This window comes from Heyndrickxia sporothermodurans (assembly GCF_003055045.1).
In the GTDB taxonomy this organism is placed as follows: Bacteria; Bacillota; Bacilli; order Bacillales; family Bacillaceae_C; genus Heyndrickxia; species Heyndrickxia sporothermodurans.
Genome location: NZ_NAZB01000008.1, coordinates 106,734 through 130,162 on the forward strand (window position 1 = coordinate 106,734; position 23,429 = coordinate 130,162).

Below are 23,429 nucleotides of genomic sequence, written 5' to 3' on the forward strand. Positions count from 1 at the left end.
TTTACATTCTAAAAAGAAAAACGGTGTGAACTCACACCGTTTTTCTTTTTAGTCAATACGTTTTTCCGGTTTTCCAACGATAAATTCCCATATGTCTCGAAATACATTGGCTTTATGTAATGTAGTAATGATGACAAGGGAGACCGGTCCAAGAATTAATCCGAGAAAGCCGACAAGTTTAAAGCCAACAAACAATGCGACTAAAGTAGCAAGTGGATTAAGTCCAATATTTGAGGACAAAATTTTTGGTTCCATCATTTGTCTTTGTACAACTACAACTGTATAAAGTACCCCTAAACCAATTGCAAGTGGAATATCCCCCGAAATCGCTTCGTAAATAATCCAAGGAATGAACACAACTCCGGTTCCTAAGTATGGAAGGATATCAACAATACCACTCACCAAAGCAATCGTAATGGCATAATCTACCCTTAAAATCAAAAGCCCAATTAATACGATAACTAAAGTAATGGAGATTAAAGTTAGTTGTGCTTTAATAAAACCGAACAATGCTTTTTTTAGATCATGTAGAACTGTTCTTCCACTTTTCATCGCACGATCAGGGAGAAACTTACTGCTCATTCTGGAAAGTCGATACCAATCTTTGCTAATAAAGAACGTAGCAAGTAATGAGAATACAAGAACTGTAGCGGCATTTGGAATCCATGAAACGAGAGCTGGAAGCTTTAAGAAAAAGTTTTGCAGGAAACTTCCGGCACTTGTAGCTATTTTTTGCCCTGCCGTTTGGATATTATTTATAATGGTATCCTGCTGTCCAACATCAAGACTTTTAAATAAACTGGCAGCTTGATTGTAGAGAGGAATTACCTGTCCGGCAATAAAGTTTTCCACAAACTCAACTAATGTATTAACATGCTTAGGAACAACATCTGCTAAATAATTTGTTCCGGAGACAATCTCGGCAATTAATAAAGTTATTAATCCTATAAATACACCAATTATTAAAATTATGGATATAATAACGGCGAGTGTGCGAGGAAGTTTTGCCTTATGAGATAAAAAATTTACTAAAGGATTAATCAGAAAGGCAATAGCAATGGCAATTAAAAAAGGGTAAGTAACTTTTGATACGAAATACAAAAGAATCGCGCCAACTATTACAATGCCTATAACTATTAAAAATCGAATGGTACGATATATATACTCAGGATTCAAACTTTCCCCTCCCATCTTTTAGTTTAATTTTACATGGAGTCGCTAGGAAAAAAAAGCTAAATGATAAACTTTTTCCAACAATACACATTGAAAGAAAGGATGTATTAAAAATGGTTCAGTCTTACCTTTTTCTAATATTATTACTGATTATTGGTTTGATTGCTAAAAATCAATCGTTAATGATTGCGATTGCTGTATTACTCATCTTAAAAATAATTGGAATCGATCAAAAAATGTTTAGTTTTATCCAATCGAAGGGTATAAATTGGGGAGTAACTGTTATTACTATCGCTGTGCTTGCACCAATAGCCAGCGGGCAAATTGGGTTTAAAGATTTGCTTGAATCATTGAAATCGCCATATGCTTGGATTGCTCTTGCCGCGGGTATGGCTGTAGCACTTATCGCTAAAAACGGTATTACTCTGTTAACGCAAGATCCACATATTACAGCAGCACTTGTACTAGGAACAATTCTAGCAGTAGCGGTTTTTAAAGGTGTGGCAGTTGGCCCATTGATAGGCGCCGGCATTGCTTATATGGGAATGAAGGTAGTTGAATTATTTACACAATAAATATTCAATTTACAGCGAAAAATTATTTGAGAATAAAAAACAAAACAATAAAATATTTGCAAAAAAATGTAGAATTTTATTATACATACTTACTAGATTTGATTATAATAAAGGATGAAAGCGAATAAATATTAGTCCTTTAAATGGACAAGTTTTTAAATTATATTATAATAGGATATGTGTGACCGTTTGCATTTGTTTTTACATAATGAGCAAATGCTTTAAATCGAATAGGCTTCGGTTTAAAAACTAATCTTTTTATATCATACCGCTGCTCAAATAAAAGAAATTGTTAAAGGAGAGATGATCATGACAGCAACAAAAGGTCTTGAAGGTATTGTAGCAACTACGTCATCAATAAGTTCAATCATCGACGATACCCTTACATATGTAGGATACAATATTGATGATTTAGCGGAAAATGCTAGCTTCGAGGAAGTAATCTACTTACTATGGCATCTTAAATTACCAAACAAAAAGGAATTAGATGAATTAAAACAACAATTAGCAGACAATATGGAATTACCTAAAGAAGTGTTGGAAAGCTTTAAAAAGTATCCTATTAATCAAGTTCATCCAATGGGTGCATTACGGACAGCTGTATCAGCACTTGGTTTATACGACGAAGAAGCAGATGTGATGGAAGAAGCAGCAAATTATCGTAAAGCAATCCGTTTACAAGCAAAAATGCCTGCTATTGTAGCTGCATTTTCACGTGTACGTAAAGGACTAGAACCAGTTGCACCACGAAAAGACTTAGGTTTTGCTGCTAACTTCCTTTATATGTTAACCGGCGAAGAACCTGAAGCTATTGCTGTTGAAGCGTTTAACAAAGCACTAGTATTGCATGCGGATCATGAGCTTAATGCATCTACATTCACTGCACGTGTTTGTGTTGCAACCCTTTCGGATGTTTATTCCGGTGTAACAGCAGCAATCGGAGCTTTAAAAGGACCTTTACACGGTGGAGCAAATGAACAAGTTATGAAAATGTTAACTGAAATTGGTTCAGTTGATAATGTTGATGCTTATATTCATGAAAAACTTGCTAATAAAGAGAAAATTATGGGATTCGGTCATCGCGTATATCGTAAAGGGGATCCTCGTGCGAAACACTTAAAAGAAATGTCTGAAAAATTAACAAAACTTACCGGTGAACCACAATACTATGAAATGTCTACAAAGATTGAAGATATTGTAACATCGGAAAAAGCACTGCCACCAAATGTTGATTTTTACTCTGCATCTGTATACCATAGTTTAGGTATTGATCATGATCTATTTACACCAATATTCGCAGTAAGTCGTGTTTCCGGATGGTTGGCACATATACTTGAACAATATTCAAACAATCGCTTAATCCGTCCTCGTGCTGAATACACTGGCCCAGGAATGCAAACTTACGTGCCAATTGAAAAACGTTAATTAAAGATATTTACAAATCCGAAAATAATTGTTCTAATAAATGATGTAGTTTGTGCGCTTTTAATTCGAACTGGAGGGAAAGAAATGTCACAAGGTGAAAAAATTACAGTAGAAAATGGCGTTTTAAAAACACCAAACAATCCAATTATTCCATTTATCGAAGGGGATGGAACAGGTCCTGATATTTGGGCAGCTTCTCAAAGAGTTCTTGATGCAGCTGTTGAGAAAGCGTATAAAGGTGAACGTAAAATTGAATGGAAAGAAGTATATGCTGGAGAAAAAGCATTTAACAAAACTGGCGAATGGCTTCCATCTGAAACTTTAGATGTTATCCGTGAATATTTAATTGCCATTAAAGGACCTCTAACAACACCAGTTGGCGGCGGAATTCGTTCTTTAAATGTTGCTTTACGCCAAGAACTTGATCTTTTTGTATGCTTACGTCCTGTACGTTATTTCGACGGTGTACCATCTCCGGTAAAACGTCCTGAAGATACAGATATGGTAATCTTCCGTGAAAATACTGAAGATATTTATGCAGGTATTGAGTACAAAGAAGGTTCAGATGAAGTTAAGAAAGTTATTGACTTCCTTAAAAACGAAATGGGTGTTAATAAAATTCGCTTCCCTGAAACATCAGGTATCGGTATTAAACCAGTTTCAAAAGAAGGAACCGAGCGCCTTGTACGTGCTGCATTAAATTATGCAATTAAAGAAGGTCGTAAATCTTTAACACTTGTACATAAAGGCAATATCATGAAATTCACTGAAGGTGCCTTTAAAAACTGGGGTTATGAATTAGCTGAAAAAGAATTCGGTGATAAAGTATTCACTTGGGCACAATACGATAAAATTAAAGAAGAACAAGGCACAGAAGCTGCAAATAAAGCACAATCAGATGCTGAAGCTGCTGGTAAAATCATCGTAAAAGATTCGATTGCTGATATTTTCTTACAACAAATTTTAACACGTCCACGTGAATTTGATGTAGTTGCTACAATGAACCTAAACGGTGATTATATTTCTGATGCGTTAGCTGCACAAGTTGGTGGTATCGGTATTGCACCAGGAGCAAACATTAACTATGAAACAGGACATGCTATTTTCGAAGCAACACATGGTACAGCTCCTAAATATGCTGGTCTTGATAAAGTAAATCCTTCTTCTGTTATTCTTTCCGGCGTTCTTTTACTTGAGCACTTAGGTTGGAACGAAGCGGCTAACTTAATTACAAAGTCAATGGAAAAAACAATTGCATCTAAAGTTGTAACATATGACTTTGCTCGTTTAATGGACGGTGCTACAGAAGTGAAATGTTCTGAATTTGGAACTGAATTAATTAAAAATATGTAAAGCTAATAACACAGCCTGACAACAGGCAGATGAAATTGCCGGCTGATAGATTGTATTCTTTCACCGGCAATTTTTTTTAGGTGCTAAAGTCTTCATTATATAATATCTAGAGGGGGACATAACAATGGCAATGAACAGAAAAAAGATCTCAGTAATCGGCGGTGGTTTCACAGGAGCTACTACAGCATTTTTGTTAGCACAAAAAGAACTTGGTGATGTAGTACTTGTTGATATCCCACAAGCAGAAAATCCAACAAAAGGGAAAGCACTTGATATGCTTGAGGCAGGTCCGGTTCAAGGATTTGATGCAAATGTTATTGGTACTTCTAATTATGAGGATACAAAAGATTCTGATGTTGTTGTTATAACCGCTGGTATTGCCCGGAAGCCAGGGATGAGCCGCGATGATTTAGTTCAAACAAACCAAAAGGTAATGAAAAGCGTTACACAAGAAATAGTAAAATATTCTCCTAACTGCTATATCATTGTTTTAACTAATCCGGTTGATGCCATGACATATACAGTATTTAAAGAATCTGGTTTTCCTAAAAACCGTGTAATTGGTCAATCAGGTGTTCTTGATACTGCCCGTTTCCGTACCTTTGTAGCCCAAGAACTTAACATTTCAGTTAAAGATGTAACCGGTTTCGTTTTAGGTGGACATGGAGATGATATGGTTCCTCTAGTACGTTACTCATATGCGGGAGGAATTCCTTTAGAAACTTTGATTCCAAAAGATAGTCTTGATGCAATTGTTGAACGGACACGTAAAGGTGGAGGAGAAATTGTAAATTTATTAGGTAACGGGAGCGCTTATTATGCCCCTGCTGCTTCATTAGTTGAAATGGTTGAAGCCCTAGTGAAAGATCAACGCCGTGTTCTCCCTTCTATTGCTTATTTAGAAGGTGAATATGGATACGAAGGAATTTACCTTGGTGTGCCTACAGTACTAGGTGGAAATGGAATTGAAAAAATTATTGAATTGGAATTAACTGCAGAAGAAAAAGCTGCATTAGACAAGTCTGTTGAATCCGTACAAAATGTAATGAAAGTTTTAGCATAATTGCTATTAGGTCAAACCACACTTTTGGTTTTGACCTAATTTTTTTGTGCAACAAAATAAAGCGTGCTATGATAGGAGTATGTCTTGCAACTGGTTACGAAAAAAGGGGAGTGCTGTGGATGCTGTTAGGGAAAAAGCGAAAACTTGGGAGAAAAATCGAGCAAATATCTGTAGGGGAAAAACTAATATTAACCGAAAATATTGAAGATAAAGATTTACTTTTATATTTAGGATTAACGAACGATGCCAATCCACTTTACATTCAACACGACTATGCCACACAAACACCATATGAAAAACCGATCGTACCTACAATTATGTTAACAGGTATTATCACATCCGCTATTTCTAAATATTTACCCGGACCGGGATCACATATAATAAAACAACAGCTGAATTTCCAAAAACCAGTCTATCACTATACATCAATTCAATTTCTATTCGAAGTCATTGCGGTAAATCATGAGCAGCATACGATAGATGTTTTTGTTGAAGCAAAAAATGAATCCAATGAAACAGTTATTAGTGGAAATATCACAGTTTGTCCGCCACATCGAATGGAAATGTTAAATGAAAAAGTATTAGATAATTTTTAAAATGGTCAGCCATGCTGGCCATTTTCCTTTTATGAAGTGTACATGCTAAAATGATAAAAGGCAGATATACGAAAAATGCGTATGATTTGGGAGGGAAGATGATTGAGTAACAAATTAATTTTAATTGATGGAAACAGCATTGCTTATCGTGCCTTTTTTGCTTTACCGCTATTGAATAATGAAAAAGGCATACATACGAATGCAATTTACGGATTTACAACAATGCTTATGAAAATTTTAAATGAAGAAAAACCGACTCATATTTTAGTAGCTTTTGATGCTGGAAAAACGACATTTCGCCATAAAACATTTAAAGAATACAAAGGCACTAGACAAAAAACACCACCGGAGCTTTCTGAGCAATTCCCTTTTATTCGTGAACTATTAGATGCCTATGGTATTCAACGCTATGAGCTTGCTAATTATGAGGCCGACGATATTATTGGTACACTATCTCTTAAAGCTGAAAAAGAAGGCTTTGAAGTAAAGGTGATTTCGGGAGACAAAGACTTAACACAACTTAGTTCAAAGGAAACAACGGTCTGTATTACAAAAAAAGGCATAACAGATATCGAAGAATATACACCCGAACATATCAATGAAAAATACGGATTAACTCCGGAACAAATTATCGATATGAAAGGTTTAATGGGAGATGCTTCAGACAATATTCCCGGAGTACCGGGAATTGGTGAAAAAACAGCGATAAAGCTATTAAAAGAATTTAACACACTCGAGAATCTATTAGAATCGATCGAACATGTAAGTGGAAAAAAATTAAAAGAAAAGCTTGAGGAATATAAAGAACAAGCGATAATGAGTAAACAACTTGCAACAATTACGCGTGAAGCACCAATTACGATTGAACTTAATGAAACTAAATATAAAAATGAAAATGATGAAAAGCTCATTTCCCTATTTAAGGAGCTAGGATTTAATTCTCTTATTGATAAGCTCGATGTGAAGACTTCTCTTGAGCAAGAAGAAAAAATGAAAGATCTTCCTTACGAAATCGTTGAAAATATAACGGAAGAACTTTTCACTTCGGAATCATCACTCTATGTAGAAATTTTAGAAGATAACTATCATACGGGCGAAATTATTGGATTAGGGATGAGTAATCAAAATGGAACCTACTTTTTCCCTGCAGATGAAGCACTGAAATCACCCCTTTTTAAAAACTGGGCTGAGGATGAATCAAAGAAAAAATTTGTATATGATGGAAAAGCTGCGATTGTTTCTTTAAGGCGGTTCGGAATTGATTTAAAAGGGATCGATTTTGATTTATTAATTGCTTCATACTTATTAAACCCTTCAGAAAATGTGGATGATTTTGCATCTGTAGCGAAACGGCATGGATTTACAGATATTCAAAGTGATGAACAGGTATATGGAAAAGGGGTCAAACAAAAAGTACCGGAGAAAAAGGTTCTTGCTGAACATGTGGCAAGAAAGGCAATAGGAATATCATCCGTTGTTGACCAATGCTTAAAAGATTTAGAAGAAAACAATCAATTACAACTCTTCGAAGAACTAGAATTACCACTTTCATTTATTTTAGCAACAATGGAATCTACGGGAATAAAAGTAGATGTTCAACGGCTTAAAGAAATGGGTGAAGAAATACTCGGAAGACTACAAACGATTGAGGCAAAAATCTTTGATTTAGCGGGTGAAATGTTCAATATTAATTCACCAAAACAATTAGGCATTATTTTGTTTGAAAAACTTGAGCTACCTGTGATCAAAAAAACAAAAACTGGCTACTCAACTTCAGCGGATGTATTAGAAAAGCTTGAATCGAAACATGAAATCGTTCGAGAAATTCTTCATTATAGACAATTAGGCAAACTACAGTCGACTTATATTGAAGGATTACTTAAAGTAGTTCATTCAGATAATAGTAGAATCCACACAAGATTCAATCAAGTGCTTGCGCAAACAGGACGATTAAGTTCTGTAGATCCTAACTTGCAGAATATACCTATTCGGTTAGAGGAAGGGCGTAAATTACGACAAGCATTCATTCCTACTGAAAAAGATTGGTTGATTTTTTCAGCTGATTATTCGCAAGTTGAATTACGAGTCCTTGCCCATATTGCAGGTGATGAAAAATTAATTGCTGCGTTTAATGAAAATATGGACATTCACACGAAAACAGCGATGGACGTTTTCCATGTAGATAAAGATGATGTAACAGATAATATGCGCAGACAAGCAAAAGCGGTAAATTTCGGGATTGTTTATGGAATAAGTGATTACGGGTTATCGCAAAATTTAGGAATAACAAGAAAAGAAGCGGCTAGCTTTATTGAGCGGTATTTTGCAAGCTATCCGGGTGTCAAAGAATATATGAATGATATTGTTCAAGATGCGAAAGAAAAGGGATATGTTTCAACAATCCTAAAGAGGAGACGTTATATTCCTGAAATAACAAGTCGGAATTTTAATATTCGCAGCTTTGCTGAAAGAACAGCTATGAACACACCGATCCAAGGAAGTGCTGCAGATATCATTAAGAAAGCAATGATTGATATGGCAGCCCGATTAAAAGAGGAAAAACTGCAAACAAGATTGTTATTACAAGTGCATGATGAATTAATATTCGAAGCACCAAGCGACGAAATTGAAATATTGAAGAAAATCGTTCCCGAAGTAATGGAAAATGCAGTGGATTTAGTTGTTCCTCTTAAGGTTGACTATGCATTTGGTCCAACTTGGTTTGATGCGAAATAACAGATTGAAAGTAATAAAGAGGTGTTAATTAGTGCCTGAATTACCAGAGGTTGAAACGATTCGTAGAACATTACAAGAGCTTGTTGTTGGAAAAACAATTAAAAACGTATCCGTATTTTGGCCGAAAATAATAAAAAAGCCAGTTGAAATTGAACAATTTACGGATGCTTTACAAGGGGAAACAATTACAGATATAAATAGAAGAGGGAAGTTCTTAATTATTAACACAAACACATATGCTCTTGTCTCACATCTTCGGATGGAAGGAAAGTATGGACTATTTAGCAAAGAGGAAACGATCGATAAACATACACATGTCATCTTTCATTTTACGGATGGGACTGAACTACGCTATCGGGATGTTCGTAAATTTGGGACGATGCATTTATTTCTTAAAGGCGAGGAAAATAATCAACTTCCACTGTTACAATTAGGACCTGAACCATTTTCATCTGATTTTACAAAAAAGTATTTGCAAGACAAGCTGCGAAAAACAGAACGAAAAATAAAACCTGCACTTTTGGATCAAACGGTTGTAACTGGTTTAGGAAATATTTACGTTGATGAGGCATTATTTCGTGCCCAAATTCATCCTGACAGAAAAGCTAATACATTAACTGGTAGAGAAATAACACTTCTCCACCGGGAAATCATTGAAACACTGTCTGAAGCAGTAGAAAAAGGTGGAAGTACGATTCGTTCATATGTAAATTCACAAGGTCAAATTGGTATGTTTCAATTAGAATTACTTGCATATGGGCGAAAAGGTGAACCTTGTAAACGATGTGGAACACCAATTGAAAAAACCGTGACAGGGGGCAGAGGAACACATTTTTGCCCAAAATGTCAAAAAATAAAGCAATAAACATTTTAACATTTGATAAGCTCCTTCCATATATTATAGGTAGTGATGTGAGAACAGGAAGGAGCTTTCTTATGGGCTTTCAGTTATCACTCTTAATGTTAGCTTTTGCAGTTAGTCTAGATAATTTTAGTGCTGGTTTTACTTATGGATTAAGGAAAATGAAAATTCCAATAAAGTCGGTAATTATTATTGGGATATGTTCAGGCTTTTCCCTTTTTATTGCCTGTTTGTTTGGGAATATTCTACAATCCTTTTTGGAACCAACTTTTGCCAATCGATTCGGTGGAGTAATCCTTATTTTGATTGGTATTTGGGTGTTATACCAATTTTTTCGACAGGAAAAAGAAGAAAACGATACAAGCGAAAAAGTTGTATTAAACCTTGAAATTCGTTCCTTAGGGGTTGTCATTAATATCTTAAAAAAGCCCACATCGGCTGACTTTGATAACTCTGGAACAATCAATGGAATTGAAGCATTTATGCTTGGTGTTGCCCTTTCATTGGACGCTTTTGGAGCGGGAATAGGTGCGTCAATGCTTGGATATGCACCAATCCATTTAAGTATTTCTGTAGCAGTTATGAGTATTTTATTTGTTGCTGTTGGATTAAAATTAGGAAAAATGTTCTCTCATCTCAATTGGATGCAAAAAATTTCATTCTTACCCGGGATTTTACTTATATTAATCGGACTTTTTAAATTTTAGTGAGGTAAAAGATATGGCAATGATTATAGGATTAACCGGTGGAATAGCGAGTGGAAAAAGCACAGTTTCAGCGATGCTTAAAGCTAAAGGATATACAATAGTTGACGCGGATATAGCTGCTAGGGAAGTTGTCAATATTGGTGAAGATGCTTACTACGGTATTATTGAAGCATTTGGGAAGGAAATTCTTCTTGAAGATGGCAATATTGATCGAAAAAAATTAGGATCTATCGTCTTTCATAATACAGATAAGAGATTGCTTCTTAACAGTATCGTTCATCCTGCGGTAAGGAACTACATGCAAAAGAAAAAAGCGGAGGCAATCGAAGCTGGAAAACAAACAATAATAATGGATATTCCTCTTCTGTTTGAAAGTAAACTTACTTATATGGTCGATAAAACGATTCTCGTTTTTGTCGATCCAAATATACAAAAAGAAAGGCTAATGAAACGAAATCATTTATCTGAAGAAGATGCAATAGCGAGAATTCGTTCACAAATGCCATTGAAGGAGAAAATTCAATTATCGGATGCGGTAATTGATAATAATGAAACGTTGGAGGAAACGAAAAAACAATTAAATAAAATTATTAATGAATGGGATATGCATCCTTAATAGGATGTCATAAACAAGACACAAAAACACCGCTTTTTAATCAAAGTGGTGTTTTTTAGTGTATTTTTTTTAATATCATCATATTTATACTTACATAATTCAATTAATGTGTTATACTAATTTCAGAAAATGTTGTAATTGAGTATAACGTTAATATTGGAGGCTAGCATTGATGAGAACAAAAATAGCAATTAATGGATTTGGACGAATTGGTCGAATGGTATTTCGAAAAGCGATAGTAGAAAAAGATTTAGAGATAGTGGCTATTAATGCAAGTTATCCTGCTGAAACATTAGCGCATTTGATTAAATATGACACTACGCATGGAAAATTCGATGTAGATATTCTTTCAACCGATAATGAATTAATTGTTAATGGACATCGTATCCAATTACTTAACCAACGAAATCCAGTAGAACTTCCGTGGGAAAAACTTAATATAGATATCGTCATTGAAGCAACCGGAAAATTTAATGCAAGAGATAAAGCAGCTCAACATTTGCAAGCAGGTGCAAAAAAGGTCATTTTAACAGCCCCGGGCAAAAACGAGGATGTTACGATTGTGATGGGAGTAAATGAAAGCGCATTAAATATTGAAGAACACGATATTATTTCAAATGCGTCATGTACAACCAATTGTTTAGCGCCAGTTGTTAAAGTATTACATGAGCAATTCGGAATTGAAAATGGATTAATGACAACTGTTCATGCCTATACAAATGACCAAAAGAATATTGATAATCCACATAAAGACTTACGCCGCGCCCGCGCATGTGCGCAATCAATTATACCTACTACGACTGGTGCAGCGAAAGCTTTAGCATTGGTGTTACCTGAGCTAAAAGGAAAATTACACGGAATGGCATTAAGAGTACCTACACCAAATGTATCTCTTGTTGATTTAGTCGTAGATTTAAAGAAAGAAGTAACAGTAGAAGAAGTAAATAATGCTTTTATTACTGCTTCAACAGGATCGTTACAAGGGGTATTAGATTTCACGACAGAACCGCTTGTTTCTGTTGACTTTAATACAAATCCACACTCCGCAATCATTGACGGTTTATCAACGATCGTTATGGAAGGGAAAAAAGTAAAAGTCCTTGCATGGTATGATAACGAATGGGGCTACTCCTGCCGTGTCGTTGATTTAACAAAATATGTAGCTAAAGAATTAAATAATAAGTCAAAAGTGAAAATAAGTTAAATAAAAAAACTTGCTGAATTTACAGCAAGTTTTTTTACATATATGATTCTCAAATTAATTGAGAAATTTAAAATGATTATTGCAAAAAGAATTTAAACAAAGTATACTATTTTTCGTGATGTTGAAAATTTAATATTTGTGGCTACTTAAAGGGTTAGGACCTCTTTGGACTAACTTTCCCCCGTGGTAGTTACATAGTGAAACAGATCATATGTTTATTAACCACAAAAAATATTAAGTTTAAGGGGGAAACGATCATGGAAACAATGGGTCGTCATGTAATATCCGAATTATGGGGTTGCGATTTTGAAAAATTAAATAATATGGATTTTATTGAAAAGACGTTTGTAGAGGCAGCTTTAAAATCAGGTGCTGAAATTCGAGAAGTGGCATTTCATAAATTTGCCCCACAAGGTGTTAGTGGTGTAGTCATAATTTCTGAATCCCATTTAACAATCCACAGCTTTCCTGAACATGGATATGCTAGTATTGATGTGTACACATGCGGTAATTTAGATCCAAATATTGCCGCTAACTATATAGCTGAAAGCCTAAATGCCCAAAAACGAGAAACAATGGAACTTCCTCGTGGCATGGGTAAGGTGCAAGTAAAATAAGTAAAAGTAAACGCATGAATAGTAAAATAAAATAGTACAAAATAGCAAAGTAAACGAGGTGTATGTCCGTTCATCATACACCTCGTTTTTTCTTGTGATTTTCATCAATTTTCTATATCATGAAAGTAATAAAGCTATGAACGGAGCTGATGAAATGAAATGTCCATCATGTTCACATAACGGGACTCGTGTAGTTGATTCACGTCCAATTGACGAAGGACGTTCGATTCGCAGAAGGCGTGAATGTGAATTATGTACCTTTCGTTTTACTACTTTTGAAAAAGTAGAAGAGACCCCACTAATTGTTGTTAAGAAAGAAGGGGTAAGGGAAGAATTCAGCAGGGAAAAAATATTGCGCGGTCTTATTAGAGCTTGTGAAAAAAGACCAGTAACTCTTGCGGAATTAGAAAAAATAACTTTAGATATTGAAAAGCATTTAAGAAATTTGGGGCATTCTGAAATTAATTCAGATTTGATTGGTGAATTAGTTATGGACAAGCTAGCTAAAGTGGATGAAGTGGCATATGTCAGATTTGCATCTGTCTATCGACAATTTAAAGATATAAATGTTTTTTTAGAAGAATTAAAGGAATTAATTAAAAAAGAATAAAGGCAAGGCGAACTTTCCTTGCCAAAAAAAAGGCAAGGCGAACTTTCCTTGCCAAAAAGAGGCAAGGCGAACTTTCCTTGCCAAAAAGAGGCAAGGCGAACTTTCCTTGCCAAAAAGAGGCAAGGCGAACTTTCCTTGCCAAATAAAATCCTTGCCTAACAAGGCTAGAGCACTTGGCTAGTCTTTTGCTTTTTCTTATAAGGAAGTGTAAACCATGCATCAAATGTGGAGTGAGGTTCAACCTGTAGATCGGTATCAAGTGTCATTAAACGGTATTTTGCACGAATATGATCGGAAAGTAATATCGTTATTATATCAGCCGCTTATTGGAACAAACTGTTACAGTCTGTACACAACACTTTGGAATGAAGTGGAAGATAATCGATTATTATCTGATGAGTGGACCCATTATCATTTAATGAATTTTTTATCGTTAAATTTAAGAGAAATTTATGAAGCTCGTTTAAAACTAGAAGGAATTGGTTTATTAAAAACGTACGTTAAACAAGTTGGAGAGGATCGAAAGTTTATCTATGAACTGCAACCACCGTTATCTCCTGAACAATTTTTCACGGATGGGATGCTGAATGTTTTTTTATACCGCCAATTAGGTCGTACACATTTTTTAAGATTAAAAAATTTATTTGCTGATCAAATGGTTGATAAACAGGAATATAAAGAAATTACTCGGACATTTCAAGAAGTGTATACAACTAGTGGAGATAATTTATTCCAAGATTCAGATGCTAACGATGCAAGTAAAATAGGAATGGACGAACAATTTATTTCTAGGTCTTCCACTAGTAAGATAAATATAGAAAACACCGACTTTGATTTTGAATTATTAATGGCGGGACTGAATGAGCTTATCATTCCAAAGAGTGCGATCACGAAACAGGTGAAAGCTGCTATCACTAACCTATCGTTTTTGTACAATATAAATGCTTTGGAAATGAAAAATTTATTGTTAAGTGCACTTAACGCAGAACAAGAGATTGATATTGAACAACTTCGAAAAGGGGCAAGAGATTGGTACCAATTAGAACATTCCCAACAATTACCTAAGCTTGTTGACCGATTACAACCCGTCCTCTACCGATCCAATATTGAGGAGACGAATACTCAGGAAGAAAAGTTGATTGTTTACTTAGAAACGATTTCACCAAGACAGCTTTTAATTGATATTTCTGATGGCAGTGAACCATCGAAATCCGATTTACAAGCGATAGAAGAGATTATGTTTCAACAACAACTTCCGCCGGGCGTCATAAATGTGCTCATTCAATATGTAATGCTTAAAACAGACATGAAACTTACTAAAAATTATTTAGAGAAGATTGCTTCCCACTGGTCAAGGAAAAAAGTGAAAACGGTCAAAGAAGCAATGGAATTGGCTAAAAATGAGCATAAACAATACCAGCAGTGGGCTGATAATAAAAATGACCGAAAAGAAAAACGGAAAAAACCGATACGTACGGAAAAAATTCCTGATTGGTTTAATGAAAAGGAGGATAAACCGGTAAATCAAGAGAATTCAGAGGATTTTAACGAAAAACTAAAACGGCTTGAAATGATAAAGCAACAATATAAAAAATAGGAGGTGAATCGAATGGAAAAAATCAATGATACATTAAAAAAATTGTCTATGCGAACAAATTTTAAACAGAGATATGAAGAAGAAAGAAATGAGATTTTAAAAAATGAAGATGTTCGCAAATTTCTATTGGAAAATGAAGGACGAATTACAAGTTCAATGATTAATAATAGTTTAATGAAATTGTATGAATTTATTTCTCAATCGAAAAATTGTCAAAAATGCCAAAGCTTAGATCAATGTATAAATATGATGCAAGGTTATGAACCTGAACTTATTTTAACCGGAAACTCCATTGATATAACGTACCGGCCTTGTCATCGGAAAGTTTATCATGATGAAAGAAAGAAAACCGAAAAATTAATTCAAAGCATCTATGTTCCTAAAGATATTTTAAAAGCTCGAATCGCTGACTTTGATTTTAATGCTAACACCCCGGGTAGAGCGATCGCGTTTGAATATGCAGAAAAGTTCGCTAGGGAATATGAACCGGGAAATAATATGAAGGGTTTATATTTATTTGGCAGCTTTGGGGTTGGGAAATCGTATTTATTAGCTGCTATTGCTAACCATTTAGCGGAAACGAAACAAATTTCTTCACTCATAGTCTATGTGCCGGAGTTTTTCAGAGAAATGAAACAATCGCTTGGGGATCATACTGTAAATGAAAAAATGGAAATGGTAAAAAAATCACCTATCCTTATGCTTGATGATATTGGGGCGGAAGTTATGTCAAGCTGGACTCGAGATGAAATATTAGGGTCTATTTTACAATTTCGTATGCAAGAAAATTTACCAACATTCTTTTCATCGAATTTTGATTTTGATGCTTTACTGCACCATCTTACTTATTCACAGCGCGGAGAAGAGGAGAAAATGAAAGCGGCACGAATTATGGAGCGGATTAAATATCTTTCTACGCCTGTACGTATCGATGGACCGAATCGGCGACACTAGAAAACAACCCTTTTTATTCATACCATACTTCTAAATTGTCCAAGCAATCCATATATATATAACATGGATAATTCCATGTCAGGGGGGATATGCTTGGATTTTATTTTTAAAGATTTGGAAGATGCAATTTGGCTTCATGAATATTTTATTAAAAGAAATAAGGCGGTTTGGTTTCACGAAACGACTTTTCAAAATCAAAAACAATATTTTATAACAATTGACGTCAAATTAATTTCGATTACTGATATACAAGAGGGAATTATACAATTTATTGTATTGAAAAAACGATTAGATTGGGTTCGTGATATTCTAGATGAGTATTTTTATTATAAAGAGGAGTCAGAGCAGAATAATATCCTTGATATCGTTATTGAAATGTTCAATGGTGAACGTAAGGAATTAACTAATATCACAGGTGTTATTAATGATGAAGAAATGATACAGAAGGCTATTTTTCCTTTGTTGGAACAACATGAATCGGTTTCATTCGATTCGCTGCTTAAATTTAGATTAAAAGCCTACTTCGAACGATTGATCCAATACGTTGAGATGGCAATTGATGAATATAAAATGGAACAAGAATATCAAGTATTTGTTCAAACGTTAAGGGATTATTTAGAGAAACGAGAACCGAAAATAAAAATTGTAAGAATTTATTTTGAAGGTTACGGGAAATTTTTTGATGAGCATTTTAAAGAAATTACGAAGAAAGAAATAGCCGAATTAATGGATCGAAGATTGTTAACTAACCATCCTATTTATATTGATTCTGTTACCATCGCACCGTTATTATCCATTGCGCCAACGAAGATTTATGTATATATTGATTCGGAGGAAAATGGCTTAATTCGTACAATCCAAAATATATTCGAAGAAAGAGTAATCCTTTTAAAAAAGGAGCATTTTGCGAAAGATAAGCAGCTTGTAATGAAAAATATGATTAATCGGTAATATCACTCTTGATTTTCTCTTGTGAACCGTCTATAATAACGTACATATTAGTAAAGTACGAATTGGTACTAGTAAATAGTTTAAATGTAATGATGAGGACAACAGTATTCCTTTACGGTTCCCAGAGAGGAAAGATTTGGTGAAACTTTCCAACACGAAATGAGTACTTACCACCTCTAAACTTCAACTGCGAAAGAGCATTCTATTAGTAGTTGACGGAACCATTCCGTTAAAAATGATCCGAAGTCATATCATATTTCTGATATGTAAACTAGGGTGGAACCACGTGTATATAGCTCGTCCCTTTCCAGGGACGAGTTTTTTATTTGTATAATTTTTTAACAAAAGGAGTGTAAAAAACATGTCTGACATGATTAAGATGACTTTTCCAGATGGTGCTGTTAAGGAGTTTCCATCCGGAACAACAACTGAAGATATTGCAGCATCCATTAGTCCAGGGTTAAAGAAAAAAGCAATTGCCGGGAAAGTAAATGAAAAATTAATTGATTTTCGTACTCCAATTACCGTTGATGGATCAATTGAAATAGTCACACCAGACCATAAAGATGCTCTAGAGGTGCTTCGCCACAGTACTGCCCATTTAATGGCACAAGCTGTAAGAAGAATATTCGGACATGTTAAATTAGGTGTTGGACCTGTTATTGAAGATGGTTTCTTCTATGATATGGACCTTGAAGTGTCTATTACCCCAGAAGATCTACAAAAAATAGAAAAAGAAATGAAGAAAATTATTAGTGAAAATCTCGAAATCGTTCGTAAAGAAGTTACTCGCGATGAAGCGAAAGAACTGTTTGCGGGTGACAAATATAAGCAGGAATTAATCGACGCGATACCTGCAGATGAGAAAGTAACAATCTATGAGCAAGGTGAATTCTTTGATCTTTGTCGTGGGGTTCACGTTCCATCGACAGGAAAAATTAAGGAATTTAAACTGCTAAGCATTGCTGGTGCTTACTGGCGCGGAAATAGCGATAATAAGATGCTCCAACGTGTATATGGAACAGCCTTCTTTAAGAAAGAAGATTTAGAACAACATTTAAAATTTTTAGAAGAAGCAAAAGAAAGAGATCACCGTAAAATCGGAAAAGAATTAAATTTATTTACGACTTCCCAAAAGGTTGGACAAGGTCTTCCACTATGGATGCCAAAAGGTGCAACCATTCGTCGGACTGTTGAACGTTATATCGTCGACAAGGAAGAGCGTCTAGGTTATGATCATGTATACACACCAATTATGGGCAGTGTCGATTTATATAAAACAAGCGGTCACTGGGATCATTACCAAGAGGACATGTTCCCGGTTATGGAAATGGACAATGAACAATTAGTGCTTCGTCCAATGAACTGCCCTCATCATATGATGATATATAAAAACGGCATTCATAGTTATCGCGAATTGCCAATTCGTATTGCGGAGCTAGGTACGATGCACCGTTATGAAATGTCAGGAGCACTTTCAGGATTACAGCGTGTTCGTGGAATGACATTGAATGATGCACATATTTTTGTTCGTCCTGATCAAATCAAAGAGGAATTCCAACGGGTAGTTGAATTAATTATTGCCGTATATAAAGACTTTGATATTACAGATTATTCATTCCGCCTATCGTATCGTGATCCTGAAGATAAAGAAAAATACTTCGATGATGATGAAATGTGGAACAAAGCCCAAAGTATGCTTAAAGAGGCTATGGATGGTTTAGGACTAGAATATTTTGAAGCAGATGGAGAAGCAGCTTTTTACGGACCTAAATTGGATGTACAAGTGCGGACAGCATTAGGTAAAGATGAAACACTTTCAACTGTTCAGCTTGATTTCTTATTGCCGGAGCGCTTTGACTTAACATATGTTGGTGAAGATGGAAAGCCGCACCGCCCGGTTGTTATTCACCGTGGAGTTGTATCAACAATGGAACGTTTTGTAGCCTACTTAATTGAGGAGTACAAAGGTGCGTTTCCAACTTGGTTAGCTCCGATACAAGCGGTTGTTATTCCTGTTTCACCGGATGTTCACTTTGATTATGCGAAACAAGTGGAAGAAAAGCTTCGTTCTGAAGGATTTAGAGTTGAGTTAGACTCGCGAAATGAAAAAATTGGTTACAAAATTCGTGAGCATCAAATGCAAAAAATTCCTTATATGCTTGTTGTGGGAGATAATGAAGTAAGTGAAAACGCAGTCAACGTACGTAGATACGGTGAACAGAAATCAGAAACAATTCCTTTCGAACAATTTATTGCTCATTTGAAAAATGAAGTAGTGAAATAAATTTCAAAAAAATGTTGCGGAAGAAATAAGATTTTGATAATATAAATGATGTTGCAAAAAGAAATCGTAATAATTATAAGCCATTGACATCAAATTGCGATGTATGATATATTATCTAAGGTAAATTGAATATTAGTTTGAGGAAAAGAAGAAGCACCCGCTTCTCGCCTGATTGACGCAAGATTGCAGTTGGCAGGTTTCGAAATTCATCACATTCTTAACTATTCATGCGAATGTAAAGTGCGGGTTCTTTTTAAGTCCCGTACTTTTTTAATGCTTGTGAAACCGATGTTAACTAAAAATTGTGTTCAAAACGGTATGTCGGCTTAATTCTTCACCCAAATGATGTATTCTATTAATAGCGATCGGCTTAAAGCCGGGTCTGTGCAAAAAAACCTTGGAGGTGGCTAATTATTAGCAAAGATATGATGGTTAACGATGGCATTCGTGCTCGAGAAGTTCGTCTTATTGGTCAAAATGGCGAGCAGCTAGGTGTTAAATCTCGAAATGAAGCAATTGAGATCGCATCACGAGTGAATCTTGATCTTGTACTTGTTGCTCCAAATGCAAAACCACCAGTAGCCAAAATTATGGACTATGGGAAATATCGATTTGAACAACAAAAGAAAGATAAAGAAGCACGTAAAAATCAAAAAGTTATCAACTTAAAAGAGGTTCGATTGAGCCCAACGATTGATGAACATGACTTTAATACAAAGCTTCGCAATGCCCGTAAGTTTCTCGAAAAGGGCGATAAAGTAAAAGCTTCTATTCGTTTTAAAGGTCGTGCAATTACACATAAAGAAATCGGTCAAAAAGTTCTTGATCGTTTCGCAAAGGAATGTGAAGACCTAGGTACGATTGAATCGAAACCAAAAATGGACGGTCGAAGTATGTTCTTAGTATTAGCACCAAAAACTGAAAAGTAATGTCTGAAGGAGGAAATATCCTATGCCAAAAATGAAAACTCACCGCGGCTCAGCAAAGCGTTTCAAAAGAACAGGTTCAGGTAAATTAAAACGTTCTCATGCTTACAGAAGCCATATGTTTGCTAATAAAACAGTTAAACAAAAACGTAAGCTTCGTAAAGCAACACTTGTTTCTAAAGGTGATTTTAAACGTATTCGTCATATGCTTGACAATCTTAAGTAATGAGCGATTTATATAGGAGGGAAATAATATGCCACGTGTAAAAGGCGGAATAGTTAGCCGCAGACGTCGTAAAAAAGTATTAAAATTAGCAAAAGGTTATTTCGGTTCAAAACATACATTATATAAAACAGCTAATGAGCAAGTAATGAAATCTTATATGTATGCTTATCGTGACCGTCGTCAGAAAAAACGCGACTTCCGTAAGCTTTGGATTACTCGTATCAATGCAGCTGCACGTATAAATGGTCTTTCTTACAGCCGTTTAATGCACGGACTAAAGCTTGCTGGTATTGAAGTAAACCGCAAAATGCTTGCTGATTTAGCTATTCATGATGAAAAAGCATTCACTGAACTTGCTAACCAAGCAAAAGCTCAATTTACAAAATAATGCTATTTTGAAAGTCATCCTCTTTGTGAAGGATGGCTTTTTTTGTTTGTCATAACATAACAATTTATTAAATATCTTTTAGTAAAGTGTCTACATCAAGAATGACAAGAAGAGAGTGGTGAGAAAAATGAATGAGCAATTATTAATGTTATTTTCATTTGTAGAAGGTAGTGCAGTATTGGCTCCTTTTATGTTTATTCTTTTTCATGTGCTTAGGCAATTTTTATTTATTCCAGTGGCCGTAGTTTGTATGGCAGGGGGAATATTATTCGGAAGTTTACTTGGTATTATTTATTCGTTAGCCGGATTAATGCTGCTTTCAGTCCTTTTCTATGGATGTATTAAGAAAATGCCGAAAACCTATGAAAAGCTATTAAAAATTAAATTAAAATGTTTTGGGCAGTATGCGAAGCTTACGATCGGGCAAATAGCTATCCTTCGTTTAATTCCTTTTTTTCATTATCATTTGCTAAATATTTGCTTGCTTGAAAGGAATCCTACATTTAAAAGTTATTTAAAAGGATCTTTTGTTACAAATATTCCACTCGTCGTGTTCTATACTGTTTTTGGACAGTTCATCTCCCGATTCACACCTTCACTGATTATAATTATCCTCATTGCATTGTCCATTCTGTTTTTTATATTAAGAGAAAAAGTGATTGTTATGAAATGGAAAGAATTTTTCCCTGGTACATAAAAAACTGCTGTAATATTCAGCAGTTTTCTTTATGTTTTCTAATAATTTCTTTGATAGGATTTTTCCAATCAATCACTGCATTCGGATATTTTAATTTAATTTCATTTTCCAAAAATAATAAGTCTTGATCGTTTAGTGCATTTAGTAATTGTAAATCATGCGGCCAAACAAAAATGGATAATACATTAGAGGATGTTTCTTTAGGTCCTAAATATTTTTCTCCTTCGAGTAAAACTCCTTTATATGTAATCAGAAAGTTTTTCCGAATATTTTCAGAGTCATCATAAAAAAAATAGCGCTTTCCATTATGTGCATGCTGTAATTTTCGCTTTGGATTACGTAGGTACTTAATAATTTTTGCAATAAAGTAAATCACTAAGGCAAGTATGGCAATTCTTATTAACCAAAGCATAATCTAAACCTCCAATTAATAATTACTACCTTTTGCATACGTGTATTACTTAAAAAGGATTCATCTTTTTTGATGCTTTCGTAAATTTTGTGAGAATAAACAATTGAACCGTTCCTTTCCGCTCCAGGCACTTGCTTTCCGCGGGGCTGGCGCTGAGCCTCCTCATCGCTTCGCTCTTGCGGGGTCTCATCTGTCCAGCTGATCCCGCAGGAGTCAAGTGCCTTCCGCTCCAATCCACTCTGTGCGTTTAAAATATTTAAAGTAACAATCTATTTTATGAAAAATATAGAGGTGAATTTTTGTATTTTTTTGATTTTATCTATTATAATAATTAGGGTACATACATATTAATATTGGAGGTTAATAGGATGGCAAAGCTTGATGAAACATTGACGATGCTCAAGGACTTAACGGATGCAAAGGGCATCGCGGGTAATGAAAAAGAAGCACGCGACGTAATGAAAAAATATATTGAACCGTTTTCAGATGAAATTACTGCAGATGGTCTAGGAAGTTTAATTGCTAAAAAAGTAGGAGATGAAAACGGTCCCAAAATTATGGTTGCTGGTCATTTAGACGAAGTTGGATTTATGGTAACCCAAGTTGATGACAAAGGATTTCTTCGATTCCAAACGGTCGGTGGCTGGTGGTCTCAAGTAATGCTTGCACAAAGAGTAACGATCGTTACAAGAAAAGGAGATCTTACTGGTGTCATCGGATCAAAACCACCACATGTCTTGTCTCCTGAAGCTAGGAAAAAGCCGTATGAAATTAAAGATATGTTTATTGATATCGGTGCTTCAAGCAAAGAAGAAGCTTTGGAATGGGGCGTACTTCCGGGGGATATGGTCGTTCCATACTTTGAATTTACCGTAATGAATAATGAAAAAATGCTTCTAGCAAAAGCGTGGGATAATCGTATTGGCTGTGCAATTGCAATTGATGTATTGAAAAATCTAAAGAACGAAAAGCATCCAAATATTGTTTACGGTGTCGGAAATGTTCAAGAAGAAGTTGGACTTCGCGGTGCAAAAACAGCCGCTATGAAAATTAAGCCTGATATTGGCTTTGGTGTCGATGTTGGAATTGCCGGCGATACACCAGGGATTACAGAAAAAGAAGCTTTAAGCAAAATGGGAGAAGGACCACAAATCATTTTATATGATGCATCAATGGTCTCTCATAAAGGTTTGCGCGATTTAGTTGTAGGGGTTGCAGAAGAATTAAGTATCCCATATCAATTCGATGCCATCCCAGGTGGAGGAACAGACGCAGGATCGATTCATTTAACAGCAAATGGAGTGCCATCACTTGCCATTACTATTGCAACACGTTATATTCACTCACATGCAGCCATGTTGCATCGTGATGATTATGAAAATACGGTGAAATTAATTACAGAAGTCATTAAACGTCTTGATCGTGAAACTGTGGATAAAATTACCTTTGAGTAA

Annotated in this window: 23 protein-coding genes and 2 other annotated features; of the genes, 21 read left to right on the plus strand and 2 right to left on the minus strand. The window is 35.2% G+C overall.

What is annotated here, in order from left to right; genetic code table 11:
- Positions 1-48 precede the first annotated feature (48 nt).
- Entirely contained in the window at positions 49-1,176 is a 1,128-nt protein-coding gene (ytvI, locus tag B5V89_RS02290) for a sporulation integral membrane protein YtvI (protein ID WP_108070315.1), read from the minus strand.
- A gap of 110 nt (positions 1,177-1,286) precedes the next feature.
- On the opposite strand from ytvI, the gene B5V89_RS02295 reads away from it, so the two are divergent.
- The 20 genes from B5V89_RS02295 to B5V89_RS02395 all read left to right on the plus strand — a co-directional run bounded on the left by B5V89_RS02295 (position 1,287) and on the right by B5V89_RS02395 (position 21,563).
- Positions 1,287-1,748 carry a DUF441 domain-containing protein gene (locus B5V89_RS02295; RefSeq protein WP_066226967.1) on the plus strand — a complete coding sequence of 154 codons (462 nt, stop codon included), beginning with the start codon at positions 1,287-1,289 and terminating at the stop codon, positions 1,746-1,748.
- A gap of 309 nt (positions 1,749-2,057) precedes the next feature.
- On the plus strand, positions 2,058-3,173 hold the full coding sequence (citZ, locus tag B5V89_RS02300) for a citrate synthase (RefSeq protein WP_108070317.1): 1,116 nt from the start codon (positions 2,058-2,060) through the stop codon (positions 3,171-3,173).
- Positions 3,174-3,257: 84 nt separating this feature from the next.
- Positions 3,258-4,526, plus strand: coding sequence for an NADP-dependent isocitrate dehydrogenase (icd, locus tag B5V89_RS02305; protein WP_066226973.1), 1,269 nt, complete (start codon positions 3,258-3,260; stop codon positions 4,524-4,526).
- Between the two features lie 124 nt (positions 4,527-4,650).
- Entirely contained in the window at positions 4,651-5,589 is a 939-nt protein-coding gene (mdh, locus tag B5V89_RS02310; protein WP_108070319.1) for a malate dehydrogenase, read from the plus strand.
- A 122-nt stretch (positions 5,590-5,711) separates the two neighbouring features.
- Positions 5,712-6,185 (plus strand): MaoC/PaaZ C-terminal domain-containing protein, encoded by a 474-nt coding sequence (locus B5V89_RS02315; protein ID WP_115943915.1) that lies wholly within the window; start codon positions 5,712-5,714, stop codon positions 6,183-6,185.
- A gap of 102 nt (positions 6,186-6,287) precedes the next feature.
- Positions 6,288-8,921, plus strand: a complete 2,634-nt coding sequence (gene polA, locus B5V89_RS02320) for a DNA polymerase I (RefSeq protein WP_108070321.1) — start codon at positions 6,288-6,290, stop codon at positions 8,919-8,921.
- 31 nt (positions 8,922-8,952) lie between these two features.
- The gene (mutM, locus tag B5V89_RS02325) at positions 8,953-9,786 is read left to right on the plus strand and encodes a DNA-formamidopyrimidine glycosylase (protein WP_066226987.1); all 834 of its coding nucleotides are present in this window, start codon (positions 8,953-8,955) and stop codon (positions 9,784-9,786) included.
- Positions 9,787-9,857: 71 nt separating this feature from the next.
- A complete protein-coding gene (gene ytaF, locus B5V89_RS02330) occupies positions 9,858-10,490 on the plus strand; it encodes a sporulation membrane protein YtaF (protein WP_066227465.1) in 633 nt (210 codons plus the stop codon).
- 13 nt (positions 10,491-10,503) lie between these two features.
- Positions 10,504-11,106: a dephospho-CoA kinase gene (gene coaE, locus B5V89_RS02335; protein WP_108070323.1), complete on the plus strand. Its 603-nt coding sequence runs from the start codon at positions 10,504-10,506 to the stop codon at positions 11,104-11,106.
- A 172-nt stretch (positions 11,107-11,278) separates the two neighbouring features.
- Positions 11,279-12,310 (plus strand): glyceraldehyde-3-phosphate dehydrogenase, encoded by a 1,032-nt coding sequence (locus B5V89_RS02340; RefSeq protein ID WP_066226992.1) that lies wholly within the window; start codon positions 11,279-11,281, stop codon positions 12,308-12,310.
- Positions 12,311-12,567: 257 nt separating this feature from the next.
- Positions 12,568-12,927: an adenosylmethionine decarboxylase gene (gene speD, locus B5V89_RS02345; protein ID WP_066226994.1), complete on the plus strand. Its 360-nt coding sequence runs from the start codon at positions 12,568-12,570 to the stop codon at positions 12,925-12,927.
- A gap of 154 nt (positions 12,928-13,081) precedes the next feature.
- A complete protein-coding gene (gene nrdR / locus B5V89_RS02350) occupies positions 13,082-13,537 on the plus strand; it encodes a transcriptional regulator NrdR (RefSeq protein ID WP_066227470.1) in 456 nt (151 codons plus the stop codon).
- Positions 13,538-13,751: 214 nt separating this feature from the next.
- Entirely contained in the window at positions 13,752-15,134 is a 1,383-nt protein-coding gene (locus B5V89_RS02360; RefSeq protein WP_066226997.1) for a replication initiation and membrane attachment family protein, read from the plus strand.
- Positions 15,135-15,146: 12 nt separating this feature from the next.
- A complete protein-coding gene (gene dnaI, locus B5V89_RS02365; RefSeq protein ID WP_066227001.1) occupies positions 15,147-16,088 on the plus strand; it encodes a primosomal protein DnaI in 942 nt (313 codons plus the stop codon).
- A 93-nt stretch (positions 16,089-16,181) separates the two neighbouring features.
- Entirely contained in the window at positions 16,182-17,039 is an 858-nt protein-coding gene (locus B5V89_RS02370) for a putative sporulation protein YtxC (RefSeq protein WP_066227007.1), read from the plus strand.
- 80 nt (positions 17,040-17,119) lie between these two features.
- Positions 17,120-17,347 (plus strand) — a binding site (T-box leader).
- A 53-nt stretch (positions 17,348-17,400) separates the two neighbouring features.
- Positions 17,401-19,326 (plus strand): threonine--tRNA ligase, encoded by a 1,926-nt coding sequence (gene thrS, locus B5V89_RS02375; protein WP_107919912.1) that lies wholly within the window; start codon positions 17,401-17,403, stop codon positions 19,324-19,326.
- Positions 19,327-19,465: 139 nt separating this feature from the next.
- Positions 19,466-19,604: a sequence feature (ribosomal protein L20 leader region), on the plus strand.
- A 150-nt stretch (positions 19,605-19,754) separates the two neighbouring features.
- Positions 19,755-20,255 (plus strand): translation initiation factor IF-3, encoded by a 501-nt coding sequence (infC, locus tag B5V89_RS02380; RefSeq protein ID WP_066227012.1) that lies wholly within the window; start codon positions 19,755-19,757, stop codon positions 20,253-20,255.
- 22 nt (positions 20,256-20,277) lie between these two features.
- Complete coding sequence (gene rpmI, locus B5V89_RS02385) at positions 20,278-20,478, plus strand: 50S ribosomal protein L35 (protein WP_066227015.1); 201 nt, start codon at positions 20,278-20,280, stop codon at positions 20,476-20,478.
- A gap of 28 nt (positions 20,479-20,506) precedes the next feature.
- Positions 20,507-20,866, plus strand: coding sequence for a 50S ribosomal protein L20 (rplT, locus tag B5V89_RS02390; RefSeq protein ID WP_066227020.1), 360 nt, complete (start codon positions 20,507-20,509; stop codon positions 20,864-20,866).
- Positions 20,867-20,993: 127 nt separating this feature from the next.
- Positions 20,994-21,563: a TVP38/TMEM64 family protein gene (locus B5V89_RS02395; RefSeq protein WP_066227023.1), complete on the plus strand. Its 570-nt coding sequence runs from the start codon at positions 20,994-20,996 to the stop codon at positions 21,561-21,563.
- Positions 21,564-21,579: 16 nt separating this feature from the next.
- On the opposite strand, the gene B5V89_RS02400 is transcribed toward B5V89_RS02395, so the two are convergent.
- Positions 21,580-21,975, minus strand: coding sequence for a sigma-w pathway protein ysdB (locus tag B5V89_RS02400; protein WP_108070327.1), 396 nt, complete (start codon positions 21,973-21,975; stop codon positions 21,580-21,582).
- Between the two features lie 368 nt (positions 21,976-22,343).
- Between B5V89_RS02400 and B5V89_RS02410 the strand changes: the two genes are divergently transcribed.
- Positions 22,344-23,429, plus strand: a complete 1,086-nt coding sequence (locus tag B5V89_RS02410) for a M42 family metallopeptidase (protein WP_066227030.1) — start codon at positions 22,344-22,346, stop codon at positions 23,427-23,429.